Annotated in this window: 10 protein-coding genes; 6 read left to right on the top strand and 4 right to left on the bottom strand. The window is 72.8% G+C overall.

Translation table 11 applies throughout. The annotated features are described in order from the left end of the window. Positions 1-7: 7 nt before the first annotated feature. Positions 8-1144: a DUF4331 family protein gene (locus DAE25_RS14715; protein WP_107766910.1), complete on the bottom strand. Its 1137-nt coding sequence runs from the start codon at positions 1142-1144 to the stop codon at positions 8-10. A 26-nt stretch (positions 1145-1170) separates the two neighbouring features. Then, on the bottom strand, positions 1171-1716 hold the full coding sequence (locus tag DAE25_RS14710) for a hypothetical protein (RefSeq protein WP_107766909.1): 546 nt from the start codon (positions 1714-1716) through the stop codon (positions 1171-1173). Between the two features lie 259 nt (positions 1717-1975). Between DAE25_RS14710 and DAE25_RS14705 the strand changes: the two genes are divergently transcribed. From DAE25_RS14705 to DAE25_RS14685, 5 genes are all read left to right on the top strand, one after another. Next, positions 1976-4099 carry a PP2C family protein-serine/threonine phosphatase gene (locus tag DAE25_RS14705; RefSeq protein WP_107766908.1) on the top strand — a complete coding sequence of 708 codons (2124 nt, stop codon included), beginning with the start codon at positions 1976-1978 and terminating at the stop codon, positions 4097-4099. Then, entirely contained in the window at positions 4096-4578 is a 483-nt protein-coding gene (locus DAE25_RS14700; RefSeq protein WP_107766907.1) for a DUF6328 family protein, read from the top strand. Before DAE25_RS14705 ends, DAE25_RS14700 begins: the two co-directional genes overlap by 4 nt. 84 nt (positions 4579-4662) lie before the next feature. Further along, positions 4663-5340: a hypothetical protein gene (locus DAE25_RS14695; RefSeq protein WP_107766906.1), complete on the top strand. Its 678-nt coding sequence runs from the start codon at positions 4663-4665 to the stop codon at positions 5338-5340. A 16-nt stretch (positions 5341-5356) separates the two neighbouring features. Beyond that, entirely contained in the window at positions 5357-6928 is a 1572-nt protein-coding gene (locus DAE25_RS14690) for a Y-family DNA polymerase (RefSeq protein ID WP_234411059.1), read from the top strand. A 27-nt stretch (positions 6929-6955) separates the two neighbouring features. Beyond that, positions 6956-10366 carry an error-prone DNA polymerase gene (locus tag DAE25_RS14685; RefSeq protein ID WP_107766904.1) on the top strand — a complete coding sequence of 1137 codons (3411 nt, stop codon included), beginning with the start codon at positions 6956-6958 and terminating at the stop codon, positions 10364-10366. A 25-nt stretch (positions 10367-10391) separates the two neighbouring features. On the opposite strand, the gene DAE25_RS14680 is transcribed toward DAE25_RS14685, so the two are convergent. Together DAE25_RS14680 and DAE25_RS14675 are read right to left on the bottom strand one after the other, a co-directional pair. Continuing rightward, a complete protein-coding gene (locus tag DAE25_RS14680; protein ID WP_107766903.1) occupies positions 10392-14078 on the bottom strand; it encodes a PKD domain-containing protein in 3687 nt (1228 codons plus the stop codon). A gap of 144 nt (positions 14079-14222) precedes the next feature. Next, the gene (locus DAE25_RS14675) at positions 14223-16400 is read right to left on the bottom strand and encodes a glutamine synthetase III family protein (RefSeq protein WP_107766902.1); all 2178 of its coding nucleotides are present in this window, start codon (positions 16398-16400) and stop codon (positions 14223-14225) included. A 194-nt stretch (positions 16401-16594) separates the two neighbouring features. Between DAE25_RS14675 and DAE25_RS14670 the strand changes: the two genes are divergently transcribed. Further along, positions 16595-18604 carry an MFS transporter gene (locus DAE25_RS14670; protein WP_199907604.1) on the top strand — a complete coding sequence of 670 codons (2010 nt, stop codon included), beginning with the start codon at positions 16595-16597 and terminating at the stop codon, positions 18602-18604. Positions 18605-18659 lie beyond the last annotated feature (55 nt).

Here is an 18659-nt window from a genome sequence, read left to right as displayed (position 1 = left end):
TCCATGCTCAGTGGTGCTCGGGCGGCTCGGGCGGGTCCGGGTTCGGCGGCGCCAGGTGAGGGAATGCGACGGTGCCCGGACGGGTGGCGCCGTCGACGCCGTCGCGGATCGTGGGTCCGCGGCCGGCGTTGACGAGCTGGGTGAAGATCGTGTCCATCACGTCGTCGTTCAAGGTCCTGCCCCCGCACGTCGCGTGCGGCTCACCGCGTCGGGCGGCCAGCTCGATCTCGAGGAACGACCCCGTCTCCACGTAGGGCTTGGTGACGTCGAGGACGAGGTGGTCGGCGAGCACCAGGTCGGTGAGCGGGTGGCTGCCGTCCTCGCCGACCGGCCAGTCCTGCGTGCCGTCGAGGCCGTCCCAGAAGGCGAGGTTGGCGTCCAGCCGGGCCCGGAAGGCTCCCGCGTACGAGTCACCGAGGTGGAACGCGTCCTCCATGTTGTAGAGGTCGCGGATCTCCAGGTCCCGGTTGACCGGATCGAACTCCTTCGGGGCGAGCATCATGTTCTTGACCTCCGGCCGGCCCACCCGCTCGATCCGGACGTTGAACTCGCCGCGGGTCAGGGTCTCGGCGACGACCCCCACGAGCTCCCAGCCCGGCAGGAAGCCGGTGTCGAGCTCGATGACCAGGCCCAGCACGTTCTTGCCGTCGAGGAAGATCGATCCGTGGTCGGTGAACGCGAGCTTGCGCGTCGCGATCGTGGCCAGGGCAGCACGGGCATCCATGATGAACGGGTCCCACCGGACGCCGGCGAAGACCCTCAGGCCGCGCCCCTCACCACCGGCCTCGTCATTGACGAGGAAGGACACCTGCTCCCCGCCGGGCGTCACGCACGTCCCCCGTTGCGTGTGGTCGCCCGACCCGTCGGGCACGTGCTCCGGCGTGTCGAAGACGCAGTCGAGCACCACCTCCTCGTCGCCGGGGACGAAGCCCCACCCCGACGCGTCGTTCGAGGGCGTGAGCGGTCTCAACCGGAAGCGGTACAGCAGACCGGCGGAGAACAGCGCGTCCGGCCCCGCCATCGGCAGGGTGTTCAGGACCAGCACGATGCGCCCCGGGGTCTCGGGACTCGGGAACGCGTACACGTCCGTGATGTCCGCGATGGGGTCCGAGAGGGCGCGGGGGCCGGAGATGTGGTCAGACACCGCGGCACCTCCCCGCCCGTACGCCGCTAATCGGCGGCCTCGTCCAGCAGGGGCTGCATCGCCGGGTGTCCCAGCGCCTCGGCGGCCTGCGGGTGGTCGAGGACCTGCTGGAACGCGGCGTTGACGCGCTGCGCCTTGCGGATCTCCTTGACCGTGCCCGGGTAGTTGCGGGCGTACGCCGCGGCCGTCTGCTCGGCGCCGAGGACGAAGGCTCGCACGGCTGCCAGGTCCGGGAGGCCGTCGTACCCCTCGACGTGTCCGAAGATCACGTCGAACAGGGCCAGGGTCGGTCCGGAGGTGAAGAAGTCCTCCATGTAGGCGTCCCACGGCCCGTCGAAGCTGGTGATGAAGGCGAGCCGGGTGTCGTCGTCGAACAGCACGAACCGTGCCTCGTGGATCGTCTTGATCGCCATCCCGTAGTCGCCGGGGCGATAGCCCGGTGTCCCCTGCAGCTCCAGGAGGGCGGCCCGGAGGGACGGCCCCTGGCCGTCCAGTACCCGGAAGAACAGGCTGAACTCGCTCGTCGGCCCGACCTCCAGGCCGGGAGTCGGGGTCCCCGTGTCTTCTGTCATCGTGCGCTGCCTCCACGCTCCCCCGCACCGGTGGCAGCACACCGCCACGAGCGGATCTCCAGGGCTGGAGATCCCCAGCCGCTGTCGACACTAGGCGGCCCCGTCGCGGGTCGTCCCCACCCGCTTAGGGTGAGGCCGCGAGTACTTGGGGAGAACCGCGACCGGGCGGCCCTGACCGGATTATCGTGGGCCCACGGTCACCAGTGCGGCGCCCACGACCGTGCTGACCCCACGGCGCTCCGGAGATCCGAGGGACACCGTGGCCGTACCCATCCCAGCGCGCGGCGAGCCCGGAGGCCTGTCCTGGGTCTCCGGCGTGCTGATGCTCGGGGTGCTGGTCCTCGTCGACGTCGTGCTCGGGCGCCAGCTCAACGGCGCCTACGCCGGCGCGGCCGTGCTGACCGCGATCAATGCCGACCTGCGTCGTACGGCGGGCGTTGCCGGCCTGACCGTCGTGGCCTCGATCGCGTCCGGCGTCTGGAACGACAACCTCGGCGAGCGCGACTGGGCCGTCCGTTTCGCCACCTGCGTGCTCATCTGCGGCCTGGCCCTGCTGGCCGCCCGGGCCAACACCGCCCGCCGCGAACGCCTCGTCCGCACGACGACCCTCGCGCAGCGCGTCCTCGACGCGCTGGCCGTGGAGCTCACCGGCGCCCGCACGGTCAAGGACGTGGCGGAGGGCTTCGTCGGCCACACGATGGGCGCCCTGGGCGCCACGTCGGCCATGGTGCTCACCCTGGACGCCGACGGCGTGCTGAGGACCCTCACGTGGCACGGGCGGTCCGGGAGCGGGGCGGACCACTACCAGGAGGTCCCGCTCACCAGCGACCTGCCGGGCGCGGTCGCAGTGCGCGAGGGCAGGGACGTGCACTACCGGTCGGTCAAGGAGATCGTGGCTGCCTTCCCCGACCTGGCCGGCTACTACGCCACCGACCGTTCCCTGCACCTCCTCCCCCTCCACCGCGACGGCACGACGTACGGGCTCCTGGCCATCACCTTCCCCCCGGACCTCTTCACGCCGCACGAGGACGGGTTCCTCCACTCGCTCGCCGGCGCCCTCACCAGTGCCGTACGCCGCGGCGTCGAGCTCCAGGACCACGACGCCGCCACCCAGCGCACCGTCCTGCTGGCCGAGGCCTCGATGACCCTCTCCCGCAGCCTCGACATGGACACCACGGTCGCGGAGGTGGGTCGACTCCTGGTGCCGCGCTTCGCGGACTGGTGTTCGTTGCAGCTCCTCCGCGACGGCCGGCTCGAGACCGTGTCCCTCCAGCACCGGGACCCTGACACCACGGAGTGGGCACGCTCGCTGATGGGAGCCTTCCCGACCCGGATGGACGCACCCGCGGGGTCCGCCCTCGTCGCGCGTACCGGGCAGACGGAGATCTACCCGTTCATCCCCGCCGACCTCATCGAGGCGTCCGCCACCAGTCCCGAGCACCTGGAGCTCCTCCGGGGACTGGGCCTCACCAGCGCCATCATCGTGCCGCTCGTCGGACGCGACGGCGTGGTCGGGACGCTCACGCTCATCCACGCCGAGTCGGGCCGACGCTACGGCGAGGAGGACGTCGCCTTCCTCGAGGCCGTGGCCGACCGGGTGGCCGTCGCCCTGGACACGGCCGCCACCTTCGAGCACCAGTCCGAGCGGCTCGCCGGCGTCACCCTGGTCGCCGAGGCCGCGCAGCGGGCCATCCTGGCGCCCCCGCCGGCCCGGGTGGGTCCGGTGGCGCTCTCGGCCCGCTACCTGTCCGCGGCCGTCGAGGCCCAGATCGGCGGTGACCTCTACGAGATCGTCGCCGGCCCCTCGTCCGTGCGGATGCTGGTCGGCGACGTGCGGGGCAAGGGTCTGGGCGCGGTGCGCACGGCAACCGTGGTGCTGGGCGAGTTCCGGGCGGCCGCCGCCAGCACCGGAGACGTCGCGCACGTGGCGCGGGAGATCGACCGCCGCATCGTGCCGTACCTGCCGGACGCCGAGGACTTCGTGACCGGGATCCTGGTCGACATCCGTGCCGACGGCTGCTTCGACGTCGTCTCGTGCGGCCACCCAGCGCCGGTGCTGCTGTCCTCCCGGGGCGTGGTCGAGGCGATCGCCCTGGACCACTCACCGCCGCTCGGCCTCGGCGTCGATCCCGTGGTCGGACGCGGGCGGCTGACCCCCGGGGACCGCCTGCTGCTCTTCACCGACGGGCTGATCGAGGCCCGCTCGCCCGACGGCGGCTTCGTCGACCCGGCGCCGTTCCTGCCGCTGGTCGGCCGGTCGGACTTCGGCACGGCACTGGACGGCCTGCTCGCGTCGCTCAAGGAGGCCGCGGGCCACGCCCTCGACGACGACCTGGCCCTGCTGCTGGCCTGCTACGACCCCGAAGGCGCGACGTCGGCATGACGCAGGACCACGACGCGGGCCGGAGCGAGACCCCGGAGGAGCGCGCCGACCGCAACTGGATCGACCTGCTGCAGGAGCTGCGGGTCAGCCAGACCGGCGTGCAGCTCCTGGCAGGCTTTCTCGTGACGCTTCCCTTCCAGTCGAGGTTCACCGACCTCGAGGTCTTCCAGCAGCGGTGGTACGTCGGGTTGCTCGGGCTCGCCTTCCTCACCGTGGGGGTGACGCTGTCGCCCGTGGCCATCCACCGACGCCTGTTCCGGGAGGGCAGCAAGCCCGACCTCGTCCACGCGGCCCACCTGCTCACCGAGCTGGCCCTCGCCCTCATCGCCCTGCTGCTCGCGGGCATCGCGTTCCTCGTCGTCGACGTGGTGCTCGACCGGACCGCCGCGGTCGTGGCCGGCACGCTCTCGCTGCTCGTGCTCCTCGTGCTGCTGGTCGGTCTGCCACGCCTCGTGGCACTCCGGGCGGGCTCGCGCTGACCCTGTGTACGGTGGCTCTCTCGTCACCTGTCCATCGGTGGGCGCGCGCTTGACGGACTCGAACACGTGTTCGATCATGGGTGCATGTCGTCCGCCCGCTCCGTCACCCCGCTCGACCCCGGGCGTTCGGTGGTCGAGCAGCTGCGCGAGCGCATGGTCGCCATGGAGGGCCGCACCGCTCGTCAGCCCGTGGCGACGTTGCCCGGCCTCGCCGACCTCGTGACGCTCGAGGCCGGATCGACGTACGCCGTCGACTCCGCCTCGCTCGCCCTCGCGCTGGCGGCCGGAGCCTCCCGGGCCGGGGAGTGGATCGGATTCGCCGGGTGCGCCGACTTCGGTGCCGAGGCAGCGGCCGAGCTGGGCATCGAGCTGTCGCGCACCGTGCTGGTCCCCGACCCGGGCGAGCACTGGCTCGAGGTGACGGCGGCGCTGGTCGACGTGCTCCGGGTCGTGGTGCTGCGACCCCCGGCCTCCGTGGACGAGAAGACGGCGGGGCTCCTCGACTCGCGCCTGCGGACGCGCTCCTCGGTGCTCGTGGTCCACGGCGATTGGCCGCGGGTCGAGGCCAGGGTCGGCGTCGAGGCCTCCGACTGGGACGGTCCGGCGTCCGGCACCGGGCACCTGCGGGAGCGTCGCGCCCGCGTCGTCGTACGCCGCGGAGCGCGGCCACCGCGGCGCGAGGACCTGACCTGGCCGGGGGTGCACCGGGTCGAGCCACGCGTCGACCGCCAGGTGCGCGAGATCCGACGCGCATCCGGGTGAGCCTCCGATGAGGGTCATGGTGGTCTGGTGCCCCGACTGGTCGGTGGTGGCCGCGCTCGACGAGGCCGGACGCTCCAACCGCTCCCCCGCCGCCGTCCTCTCCGCCAACGTCGTCGAGGTGTGCAACGGCCCCGCCCGCAGCGAGGGCGTACGGCGCGGACAGCGCCGACGAGACGCCCAGTCCCGGTGCCCCGAGCTGGTTCTGCTGCCGGCCAACCCCGACCGTGACGCCCGGGCCTTCGAGCCGGTCCTGGCCCTGGTCGAGGACCTGCGTCCCGGGGTGGCGGCGCTGCGCCCCGGCCTGCTCGCCGTCCGAGCCCCCGGCAGCTGGTACGGCACCGAGACCGCGGCCGCCGCGACGGCGTGCCAAGTCCTCGTCGAGGGGGGCGTCTGGGACGTGCGGGTCGGCATCGCCGACGACCTGTTCACCGCCGAGCAGGCGGCTCGCACGGCCGACGTCCAGTCGTGGGTCGTCGTCCCGGCCGGCGGTTCCGCGTCGTTCCTGCGCGGCCTGCCCGTGCACGTGCTGCAGGACGACGGAGCGCGTGGACGGGACCTCGTCGGCCTGCTGCAGCGGCTGGGCCTGCGCACGCTGGGCGACCTGGCCGACCTGCCGGGCGACGCCGTCGAGCACCGGTTGGGCAGCTACGGCGCCGAGGTCCGGCGACGGGCCCGAGGGGAGGACCGCGCCCTCTTCGCCGCCCGCACTCCTCCCCCGGAGCTCGACGCCGACGTGTCGTTCGAGCCGCCCCTGGACTCGGTCGAGGCGATCACCTTCAGCGTGCGCACCACCGCGGAGCGGTTCGTCGACCAGCTGGCGCACCACCAGCTCGTCGCCACGGGGGTGCGCGTCGAGGCCGAGTCCGACGGGGTCGTCTGCTCGTCCCGTGCGTGGCTGCACCCGCGCCACTTCGGCGCCCGCGACCTGGTCGACCGGGTGCACTGGCAGCTGCAGGGGGCAGGAGTCGGTGGCTCGCTCCGCGCGCGCAAGCAGTCCGGCACGGTGCGTGCCCCGATCGACCGGGTCAGGTTCGTGCCCGAGGTGGTCGAGCCGGCGGCCGCCCACGGCGAGGCGCTGTGGGGCGCGGCGTCCGACGACCTGGTCGAGCGGGGCGTAGCCCGGGTGCAGGGCATGGTCGGCTTCGACGCCGTACGCCGCCCGGTGCTGCAGGGCGGTCGCAGCCCCGCGGCCCGGCAGTCGCTGGTGCCGTGGGGCGAGCGCGCGGTCGACCTGCGCCCGGTCGACCGGCCGTGGCCGGGCCGGGTGCCGGGTCCGGCCCCGGTGCGGGTGTTCGCGACACCACCGGTCGCCGAGGTCGTGGACGACGCGGGCCGCGAGGTGTGCGTCACCGACCGGGGCGTGGTCACCGGCGAGCCACGGAGGTTCCGGGTCGGGAGCGGCTCCGGCGGGCAGGGCCTGCCCTGGCAGCCGGTGACCGCCTGGGCCGGACCGTGGCCCACCGACGAGGGCTGGTGGTCCGGAGGGTCCGGCCCCAGCGCCCGCTTCCAGCTGGTCGGGGCCGACGGGCGGGCCTGGCTGCTGCTGCGTGCGCCGGACGGCTGGTCCCTGGAGGCCGGCTATGACTGACCGACGTCTCGCCGAGGGGGTGCGCTGATGGGCTGGAACAACCCCGCCATGCACTGGAAGGAGCTCGAGCGCCGGCTGAGCGGCCTGCCGGGGGCCGACGACGCGCCGGTCTCCCGACGCAAGCGCGCCTCCACCGAGGCCAGGTCGATCGAGCGGCCCGCGGCCGTGACGCCGTACGCCGAGCTGCACTGCCACAGCCACTTCAGCTTCCTCGACGGGGCCAGCTCGCCAGCCGAGCTCGTCGAGGAGGCCGTGCGCCTGGGCCTGCACGCCCTCGCGATCACCGACCACGACGGCTTCTACGCCGCGCCGATGCTCGCCGAGGCCGCGGCGGCGTACGACCTGCCCACCGTCTTCGGTGCCGAGCTGTCCCTCGACCTCACCTCACCGCAGAACGGCGTGCCCGACCCCGAGGGGAGCCACCTGCTGGTGCTGGCCCGGGGGGTCGAGGGCTACCACCGGCTCGCCGCGGCGATGACCGACGCGCACCTGCGCGGCGACGAGAAGGGCCGCCCCCACTACGAGCTCGACGACCTGGCCGAGCGCGGCCGCGGCCACTGGGCGGTGCTGACGGGGTGCCGCAAGGGCACGGTCCGGCAGGCGCTCGCCCAGGGCGGTGAGACCGCGGCGGCGGAGGCCCTCGACCGGCTCACGGCGCTGTTCGGGCCCGAGCACGTCCTCGTCGAGCTCTCCCCGCGCCCCGGCGCAGACGCCACCAACGAGTCGCTCGCCCGGCTCGCCGGCGCCCGCGGGCTCGACGTCGTCGCCGCCGGCAACGTCCACCACGCCACACCCCAGAAGCACCGGCTGGCCTCGGCGATGGCCGCGGTGCGGGCTCGCCGCAGCCTGGCCGAGCTGGACGGCTGGCTCGACCTGTCCGGCTCGGCCCACCTGCGCAGCGGCGCCGAGACGGCCGCGGCACTCGCGGCACACCCCCATGACCTCGGACGCAGGGCGGTCGCGCGCAGCGTCTCGCTCGCCGACGAGCTGGCCTTCGACCTGCGCAAGGCGTCACCCGCGTTGCCCAAGCGGCAGATCCCCGACGGCCACACCGCCGACTCGTGGTTGCGGGTGCTGGCCGAGCGGGGCTTCGCCGAGCGGTACGCCGGGGTCCCCCACGAGCACGAGGCGCGCGAGCGCCTCGAGCACGAGCTGCGGGTCATCGCGGACAAGGACTTCGCCGGCTACTTCGTCATCGTCCACGACATCGTCGCCTTCGCCCGCGAGCAGCGCATCCTGTGCCAGGGCCGGGGATCCGCGGCGAGCTCCGCGGTCTGCTACGCCCTCGGGATCACTGCGGTCGACGCCGTCTTCTACCGGCTGCCCTTCGAGCGCTTCATCTCGGCCCACCGTGACGAGGAGCCCGACATCGACGTCGACTTCGACTCCGACCGGCGGGAGGAGGTCATCCAGTGGGTCTACGACACCTACGGTCGCCGCAACGCCGCCCAGGTCGCCAACGTCATCACCTACCGGCCGCGGATGGCGGTGCGCGACGCCGCGAAGGCGCTCGGCTTCTCCCCCGGGCAGCAGGACGCCTGGTCCAAGCAGATCGACGGGTGGCAGTCCGTGGTGGCCGGGGACCAGGGCGACCCCGCCGCCCACGACGTCCCGCCGTCGGTCGTGGCGCTCGCCGAGGAGCTGATGGGTGCGCCCCGCCACCTCGGCATCCACTCCGGCGGGATGGTGCTCACCGAGCGGCCGATCGGCGAGGTCTGTCCGATCGAGCGGGCCCGGATGGAGCGACGCACCGTGCTGCAGTGGGACAAGGACGCGTGCGAGTCGATGGGCCTGGTGAAGTTCGACCTGCTCGGTCTGGGCATGCTCGGCGCGCTCGACCACATGATGCGACTGGTCGCAGAGCACCTGGGCGAGCAGTGGGACCTCGCGACGATGCCCAAGGAGGAGCCCGCGGTCTACGACATGCTCTGCCGGGCCGACTCGATCGGGGTGTTCCAGGTCGAGAGCCGGGCCCAGATCGGCACGCTGCCGCGACTGCGCCCGCGCGAGTTCTACGACCTCGCCATCGAGATCGCCCTCATCCGCCCGGGCCCCATCCAGGGCGGGGCGGTGCATCCCTACGTACGCCGGGCCACCGGGCAGGAGCCGGTCACCTACGACCACCCCGAGCTCGTTCCCGTGCTGGAGCGCACCAAGGGTGTGCCGCTCTTCCAGGAGCAGCTGATGGCGATGGCGGTCACCCTGGGCGACTGCAGCCGCGACGACGCCGACCTGCTGCGCCGCGCCATGGGGTCCAAGCGCGGGGTCGAGCGCATCGAGTCGGTCAAGCAGAAGCTGTACGCCGGCATGGAGCGACGTGGGATCACCGGCGACCTGGCCGACTCGATCTACGTCAAGATCCTGTCCTTCGCCAACTTCGGGTTCGCCGAGTCGCACGCCCTGTCCTTCGCGCTGCTGGTCTACGCCTCGTCGTGGTTCAAGCTGCACTACCCGGCGGCGTTCCTGGCCGGCCTGCTGCGCAACCAGCCGATGGGCTTCTACTCCCCCCAGTCGCTGGTGGGCGACGCGCGGCGGCACGGCGTCGACGTACGTCGTCCCGACGTCACCCGGTCCAAGGCGCAGGCCGACCTGGAGGCGGTCGTGACCGGACCGGTCGCCGCCACCGGGATCGACGGGTGCTGCCGGCCCCGGTTCGAGCGCGTCGAGTGGGTGCCGGGCACCCCGGACCCGGTCCCCGCCCACCGGCGGGACGGGGCACTGGCCGTGCGGCTCGGGCTCGACTCGGTGCGCGGCATCGGCCTCGAGGTGGCGCGCCGGATCGTCGCCGCCCGCGATGAGGCGCCGTTCACCGGCATCACCGACCTGTCCCGCCGGGCGGACCTGACCACCGGTCAGCTCGAGGCGCTGGCCACGGCGGGCGCGTTCGAGGCGTGGGGACCGGACCGCCGGAAGGCCCTCTGGGCGGCGGGCTTCGCCGAGGGCGCGGAGCACCTGCCCGGCACCACCCCGGCCCCGGCGGCGCCGACCCTCCCCGGCATGAGCGAGCCGGAGATCACCCTGGCCGACCTCTGGGCCACGGGTGTCTCGCCCGAGCGACACCCGGTCGATCACCTGCGCGACGACCTGCGCCGCGCCGGAGTCCGCTCGGTCGACGAGCTCGCCGACGTCGAGCACGGCCGGCGCGTCCATGTCGGCGGACTGATCACCCACCGCCAGCGTCCCGGCACCGCGATGGGCGTCACCTTCCTCAACCTCGAGGACGAGACCGGCATGCTCAACGTCGTGTGCTCGATCGGCGTGATGAAGGCCCACCGGCACGCCGCGCGCAACCGCGTGGCCGTGGTCATCCGCGGGCGGCTCGAGCGCAACGAGGGCGTCACCAACCTCGTCGCCGACCGGGTGGAGGCCATCGACGTCGTCGTGCCGGGGGCGGGCGCCGTGCTGCAGGCGCGGGCGTCGTCGCGAGACTTCCGCTAGCCGCGCCCGCGCCCGCGCTCGGCGCTCAGCCGTTCGGCGCGGGCCGCAACATCACCGTCCAGGTGCTCGCCATCCCGGTCGTGTCGTCGGTCTGGGCGTCGAGACCGCCCTGCGGCCCGGTGGGCCCCGCCACGCCGGCGTCGGTGACGAGGGTGAGGACCCGGCCGCTGCCCTCGCCGGTGGTGGAGTCGCGCACGACCTCCTGGGCGGGACCCGTCAGGGTCGTGACGGAAGACGACTTGACCGCCCAGTAGGAGATCCGCCAGGCCCCGTCGTCGACGTTGTCGACGACCGGCGTCCGGTGGGTCGCACTGGTGCCCTGCTTGGCGGCACCGGCCCAGGCCCCCACCGGGTCGTCGGGGTGCGCTCCGCGGTAGACCAGCAGGGTCGCCGCCGCCTTGGTCCGGATGTCGACCGAGACGGACACCTGGTCGCCGGCGTCCCCGTCCTGGGCGACCCGGGACCACGCGGTCGTCCTCGACGTGCCGTCGACGACGGGAGCACCGAGCTGGCTCCACCCCTGGCCGGGACCCGTCACCACGGTCTCGGGGCGGTTCTCGGTCAGGAAGAGGAGCATCGCGTCGCCCTGCTCCGTCGTGGCGGGCACGGTCACCGGGAAGGTGAGCGCGTTGCGGTTGACCGAGCTGGCTCCGACCGGTGTGATCTCCCCCGGCTGGGCGACCCCGGTCTCGACCTCGACGGACCGGGTGGTCGCGTCGGTCGCGCCGAACGGGTCGGTCACCGTCAGCGTCACGTCGTAGGCACCCGCAGCCCCGTAGGTGTGGCCCGGCGTGCTCCCGGCCCCGGTGTCGCCGTCGCCGAACGACCACGCGAAGTCCAGGTCGTCGCCGTCAGGGTCCTGCGAGCCGGAGGCGTCGAACGTGCAGGCCAGCCCGTCACAGCCGGAGGTGAAGGCGGCGACCGGGTCGCCGTTGGCACGGATCGCACCGACCACGACCGTCGAGGTCGCCGTCGCTCCCGCGTCGTCGGTGACCGTCAGGGTCACCTCGTAGTCGCCGGGTGCGTCGTAGGTGTGGGTGGGCGCCGTCCCGGTGCCCGACGTGCCGTCCCCGAAGTCCCACGAGAGCTGGAGCGGGCCGCCCTCGGGGTCGGAGCCGCTCCCGGTGAACCCGCAGGTCAACCCCGTGCAGGACCCCGCCGCGTCGGCGGTCGGCGGCTGGTTGGCAGCGACGGTCCCCTCCCCGGCGACGATGGTGCGGTAGCGCCACGTCCCGTCCGCGCTGAGGGTCGTCGGGTCTCCGGTGACGCGGCCACCCGCGAACGGCACGGAGCGCAGCGCTCCGTCGGCCGAGGAACCGTAGAGGATGCGGCCGCCCGCGAGGGTCATGCCGGCCACGGCGCCGAAGCCCACCCCGCCCGCGTCGGCGGTGAACGTCTGGGCACCGACCACGCGGCTCTCGGGGGTGAAGTAGCGGTAGAAGAGCCGGTCGTCGTTGAAGACGGTGTAGTAGATCCGGTGCGTGCCGGGGTCGTAGAAGGTGCCGGTGAGGTTGGCGATCGCGAACGGGATGCGCTCGCCGGTGTCGGGGTCGTCGTACAGGTTGACGGTCTGCTGGCTGCCCACGGCGCCCGTGGACGGGTCGAACGAGCGACGGTAGAAGCCCCCGTCGGGCAGGCCGTAGTAGAGCGTCCCGTCGACCAGGAAGCCCCCGCGCAGCCGCGACCAGTCGATCGCGGTGTTGACCGGGCTCGCCGCAGCGGTCGGCGCGCCGGTGGCGTCGACGGAGCGCCGCAGCAGGGCGCCTTCGGTGGCGGTCGGGTCGCCGGCCGCGGGGTCGACGATCTCGATCGCGTTGATCAGGGGGTTCTCGGTGATCGCGCGGAGGTCCACGTCGATCCCGTCGGCGTCCGTGGTGATCGGGAACGACCGCATCGTGCCGCGGTTGTCACCCGCAGCGGCGACGATGTCGAACCGGGACAGCCTGGTCGCGCCGTCGATGAGCACGTCGAACACGCGAGCGCCGACCGTGCCGGTGCCGTCGTACTGGTTGGCGAAGTAGAGACGCACCTCGACCGCTCGACCCGGAGCGACCGGGAAGTTCCAGTCCTGGTTTCCGTAGCGCTCCGTCACGAACACCTCCGGCGGGGTGCCGTCCGGCACCGTGCTGTCGACGGGCACCGCAGAGCCCCAGCCGGCAGCGCTGCCTCCGCTGACCACCCCGTTGTCGGTGCTCCACTCCGGGCCACCGTCCCCGGGCTGCAGCGCCGGTCCGCCGGCGTTGGACCGGAAGAGCACTCCCGCCCCCGCGCCGGTGGTGCGCTCGGCGAGGAACAGGTCGTTGGGCAGCCGGGCCGCCTCCACGGCCGGCACCGTGGTGCCGCCCGCCAGCGGGAGGAACGCGATGCGCGCGTGCCTCTCCCCGCCCAGCGAGTTGGTGTCACTGCCGACCCAGAGGCCCTGGGACGTCGCGTGCAGGGCCTGCGCCCCGACCCCCCGCGCTCGTCCCGGGTTCCACGAGAGCGGCAGGCCGTTGACCGGGTCGAGAGCGGCAATCCCTTCGCGCGGGACCGCGCCGGGCCCGGCCTGGTCACCCTGGAAGGAGTTGTTGGACCAGCGCTGGTGGCCGCCGACGTAGACAGCGCTGCCGGTGATCGCGACGCCGTAGAGGGTGTCCCCACCGCTGTAGTTGGCCCACGTGGGGTCGTTGCCCGACGACGACGTCTCCCAGCGCGTGGTCGTGTCGCACAGGGTGCCGCTCGTGGCACCACCGGCGAAGGCGCCGGTGGTGTTGACGGCGAACCAGCTGCCGTCGGGTGCGAAGTCGACGTCGCGCATGAACGTGTCGAACACAGCAGCGCAGTTGTTGTGCGCCCGGTCGAACCGGTTGGTCGCCCACGGCGCGACTGTCGCAGTCGGACCGCTGGTGTCGAGCATCGCGATCTGGACCCGCGGCTGCCCGCCGACCGTGGCGAAGTTGCCCACGGCGACGAGGCGGCTGCCGTCGGCGCTGACGTCGAACCGCTTGATGACCGTCCCTCCTCCACCGCCGTTGGCGGGGTCGTAGACGCCCGTGAACGGGACGTCGAGGCTGGACGACACGGCCCCGGTCGAGGCGTCGAGCACGGCCAACCGGCTGCGTGACGTCGTCGTCGCGCCCGACCGGATGCTGGAGAAGCTGCCACCGACGTAGAGGCGCGACCCCCGGACCACGACCTCGTTGACGCCGCCGTTGGGCACCGCGTTGAAGGAGCCGACGACCGCGCCGCCGGCGGTCAGCTTGACCACCCGCCGGATCGCGCTGCTGCCGCCGACGGAGCCGAAGCTGCCCCCGACGTAGATGTGGGTCCCGTCGGTGTCGAGCGAGTTGACCGCCCCACCGAGGTTGGGGTTGAACGCGGTGTCGATGGCGCCGGTGGTCGCGTCGAAGGCGAAGATGCGGTTGCGGACCAGGTCGTCACCGGTGTTGGTGAAGGTGCTCGCCGGGCTGACCGAGGTGAAGGTCCCGGCCGCGATGATCTTGTCGCCGATCTGCGTCACCGCGTTGACCGAGCCGTTCATCACGTGCGGAGTCACGTTGACCGGGTCGTCGGACACCACCTGCTGGCCGTGGTCGGCGTTGACCGCCACGGCCGGCGTCGGCACCGCCGCGCCGGCGGCGAGGAGGAGCCCGGTCGCGAGCACCGCCCCGGCGGACCGTCCGCAGGACCGGCGGGTCCCGAGTGGATGGGTGGCCTGGCTGTGGGCCTGCATCGATCCTCCGCGTGTGGCAGCGCCGTCCCCCATAGGCCGACTGTCCGCTCGACCCTAGGAGCCGATCCGGGCGCGGACATCGTCGAAGGTGGGTATGTACGTCGCCCCGCCGGAGGACGCCCGGCGGGTGCCGCGGAGCGGGGCTCAGAGGATGTAGAGCATCTCCTGGTAGGTCGGCAGCGGCCACAGGTCGTCGGCGACGAGGGTCTCCAGCGTGTCGGCCGCGGCGCGGACCGAGGCCATCGCGGGGATGACCGAGTCGCGCATGAAGGTCGCGGCCTCGAGCAGGTCCGCCGGGTGCTCGTGGTCGATGGCCGCCGTCAGGTCGGCCAGGCCGGCCCGCAGCTCCGTGATGTGGGCGCTGATGGTCTCGAGTCCCGAGGGGTCGGCGTCGATGCCGGCCCCCTTCAGGGCGACGACGTTCTGGGCGAGCTCGGTCTGGTAGCGCGTGGCGGCCGGCAGGATCGTCGTCGTACCGATCTCGAGGGTCAGGTTGGCCTCGACCGCGACGGCGAGGACGTACTGCTCCGCGCCGATCTCGAAGCGGCTGTGGGCCTCGTGCTCCGTGAAGACGCCGTACGTCGAGAACAGCTCGATGGCCTCGGGCGAGATCAGCTCGGGCAGCGCGTCGACCGTCGTGCGCAGGTTCTTGAGCCCGCGCTGCTCGGCCTCAATCGGCCACTCGTCGGAGTAGCCGTTGCCGTTGAAGATGACCGCCCCGTGGTCGGCGACGATCTCGGCGAGCAGCGTCTGGACGGCCTCGTTGAAGTCCGTCCCGGTGGCGACGGCCTCCTCGAGCGTGGTGGCGCAGTGGTCGAGCGCCTCGGCCATGATCGTGTTGAGCATGACCATCGGGCCGGCGACGGTCTGGTTGGAGCCCGGGGCGCGGAACTCGAACCGGTTGCCGGTGAAGGCGAACGGCGACGTGCGGTTGCGATCACCCGGGTCCTTGGTGAGGTTGGGCAGCGTGTCGACGCCGATGGTGAGCGTGCCCTTCTCCTTGGAGCGGGTCGCGCCCCCCTTGGCGATCTGGTCGAACACGTCGGCCAGCTGGTCGCCGAGGAAGATCGAGATGATCGCCGGCGGGGCCTCGTTGGCGCCGAGGCGGTGGTCGTTGGACGCCGAGGCGACCGAGACGCGCAGCAGGCCGCCGTACTTGTGCACGGCGCGGATGACCGCGGCGCAGAACACGAGGAACTGGGCGTTGTCGTGCGGGGTGTCGCCGGGCACGAGCAGGCTGCCGAGCTCGGAGCTGCCGAGCGAGAAGTTGACGTGCTTGCCCGACCCGTTGACACCCTCGAACGGCTTCTCGTGGAAGAGGCACTCCATGCCGTGCTTCTTGGCGACCGCCTTGAAGGTGGTCATCAGCAGCTGCTGGTGGTCGGAGGCCTCGTTGGCCCGCTCGAACATCGGCGCCACCTCGAACTGGCCGGGCGCGACCTCGTTGTGGCGGGTCTTGGCGGGGATGCCAAGCTTGAAGAGCTCCCGCTCGGTGTCCATCATGAAGCCGAGCACGCGCGAGGGGATCGCCCCGAAGTAGTGGTCGTCGAACTCCTGGCCCTTCGGCGGCTTGGCCCCGAAGAGGGTGCGGCCGGCGTTGAGCAGGTCCGGGCGGGCGAGGAAGAAGTGGCTGTCGACCAGGAAGTACTCCTGCTCCGGGCCGCAGTAGGCCACGACGTTCTCGGGGTCCTGGTGGCCGAAGAGCTGGAGCACCCGCCTGGCGTGCACCGCCATCGCCTGCTGCGAGCGCAGGACCGGGGTCTTGTGGTCGAGCGCCTCGCCGGTCATCGAGATGAAGATGGTGGGGATGCAGAGCGTGTTGCCGTTGGGGTTCTCGAGGATGTACGCCGGGCTCATCACGTCCCAGCCGGTGTAGCCGCGCGCCTCGAACGTGTTGCGCAGGCCGCCGTTGGGGAAGGACGACGCGTCGGGCTCACCCTGGGTCAGGGTCTTGCCGGAGAACGACGCGAACGCGGTGCCGTCGCCGACCGGGTCGAGGAAGCTGTCGTGCTTCTCCGCGGTCAGGCCGGTCAGCGGGTAGAAGACGTGGGCGTAGTGGGTCGCGCCCTTCTCCAGGGCCCAGTCCTTCATCGCCGACGCGATCGCGTCCGCGACGTCGGGGTCGAGGGGCGTGGACTTCTCGATCGTCGAGAGGACCGACTTGTAGACGGCCTTCGGCAGCCGCTTCTGCATCACGGTGAGGCTGAAGACGTTCTCGCCGAAGATCTCGCCGGGCTCCTCGCCGGGGTCGAAGGTGATCGGCGGCGGCACGAAGGCCTCGACGGCGGTGATGGCAGACAGTCGGACCGGGTTCGCGCTCACAGCAGGCTCCTCAGGCGTACGCCGCTCTCCGCGGCACTGCGGCGACCGTACGGCGGCCACATGTCGGTCTCGTTTCGTGGCGGTGACGTCCGGAGGCAGGGACGGGACTGTGTCGGAGGACACACAGGGACGCCCGAGGGCACCCGCGGCCGCCGCTAGGGTCGCGGCATGGGAGTCGACGGGAGGGACCACCGGTGACGGCGACCGCGACCACCCCGGCGGTGGAGCCCGAGCAGACGGGGCGCTCCCGACAGATCGTGCTGGTGCTCGCCCTCTGCGGCACCGCGGTCTCGCTCATGCAGACCCTGGTCGTGCCGCTGCTGACCGACTTCCCCCGGCTGCTCGGCACGACGCCGGACAACGCCGCGTGGCTGGTGACGGTCACGCTGCTCACCAGCGCCGTCGCCACCCCGATCCTGTCCCGCCTCGCCGACATGCACGGCAAGCGCCGGATGATCGTCGTGTCGCTCGTCGCGCTGCTCCTCGGGTCCCTGCTCGGAGCGGTGAGCGACACGCTCGCGCTGCTGATCGTGGCCCGGATGCTGCAGGGCTTCGCGCCCGCCCTCATCCCGATCGGCATCTCGACGATGCGCGACGAGCTGCCGCCGGAGCGGATCGGCGGCGCCGTCGCGCTGATGAGCGCGACGCTGGGCATCGGCGGCGCCGTGGGGCTCCCCCTGTCGGGGGTGATCTACGAGGCGTTCGGCTGGCAGGCCGTCTTCTGGGGCAGCGTCGTCATGTCGGTCGTGATGCTCGTGCTCGTCCTGACGGTGGTGCCGGAGTCGGGTGTGCGCACCCCCGGCCGCTTCGACTGGCTCGGCGCGATCCTCATGTCCATCGCCCTGACCGCCCTCCTGCTCGGCATCTCCAAGGGCGGCGCCTGGGGCTGGACCTCCCAGTGGACGGTCCTGTCCTTCGTGGTCGCCGTGCTGGTCTTCGCGATGTGGGCCCCGTGGGAGCTCCGCACCGGCGAGCCCCTGGTGGACCTGCGCACCTCGACGCGTCGGCCGGTGCTGCTCACCAACATCGCGTCCCTGCTCGCCGGCTTCGCGATGTTCACCAACCTGCTCGTCGCCACCCAGCAGCTGCAGATCCCGGTCGAGACCGGCGTGGGGTTCGGGCTCGGGGTGACCGAGGCCGGGCTGGCCATGCTCCCGGGCGGCATCCTGATGGTCCTGATGGCGCCGGTGTCGGCCTCCATCACCCGCCGCTTCGGGGCCCGCATCACCCTGATCGCCGGCCTGGGCATCACGGGCCTCGGGTACGTCGTCCGCGTGCTGCTCGACGCCTCCCTCGCGCAGCTCATCCTGGGCGTGGCCGTGGTCTCCGTCGGCATCGCGGTGAGCTTTGCAGCCATGCCGGTGCTGATCATGCAGTCGGTGCCGATCAGCGAGACGGCCGCGGCCAACGGGCTCAACACCGTCGTGCGCTCGATCGGCACCTCGACGTGCTCGGCGACCGTCGCCGCGGTGCTGACGGCCGGGACCGTCGCCGGCGGGCTCTACCCCTCCGAGGGCGCCCTGCACTCGATGAGCTGGCTCGCCGCGGTCGCCGCGTTCCTCGGCGCCGGGGTCGCCTTCCTCATCCCCGCCCGCCTGTCGCCCGTGCTGGCCGCGCGTGCCGCGGGACCCGTCGTACGACCGGCTCCCGCGCGCGGCGACTCGGTACGCCGCGCGGACTCCGGCGCCGAGGTCGTGGTGCGCGGCCGGGTGCGTCGCACGGACGGCCACGCGGCCCGGCTGGCGGTGGTCTCGGTGCTCGAGCCGAACGGTCGCCAGGCGGACTGGGCACGCGCCGACAACGACGGCCGCTGGTCGGTCGTGCTGCCCGGTGCCGGGGAGTACCTCGTCGTCTACGCGGCCGAGGGGTGGGCGGCCCGCTCCGAGCTGCGGCACCTCTCCCCCGAGTCCGCGCCCCTCCTCGAGATCGACCAGCGGCTCACGGTGGCCGGCGTGGTCTCCCGCGGCGGCTGGCCGATCGACGATGCGCTCGTCGTGCTCACCGACGCCTCGGGCGAGTCCGTGGGGGCGACCCGGACCGACGACGAGGGCCACTACGAGCTGGGCCTCCCGCCGCTGGGGCGCTACGTCCTCACCGCGCTCGACCCCCGCACCGGGACCGCCGAGTCCGAGGACGTCGTCATCAGTGCCCAGCGGCGGCGCTTCAACGTCGTCCTGCCCGACCTGCCGGAAGGTGCCGACTGACCCTTGCTGCCGGTGGTCCCCCTCCCTAGGGTGCGAACGAGGGGCCGCGCGGGCC

This window comes from Nocardioides terrigena, from assembly GCF_003047265.1.
Taxonomy (GTDB): domain Bacteria; phylum Actinomycetota; class Actinomycetes; order Propionibacteriales; family Nocardioidaceae; genus Nocardioides; species Nocardioides terrigena.
This window is presented reverse-complemented; position numbering and strand designations above follow the sequence as displayed.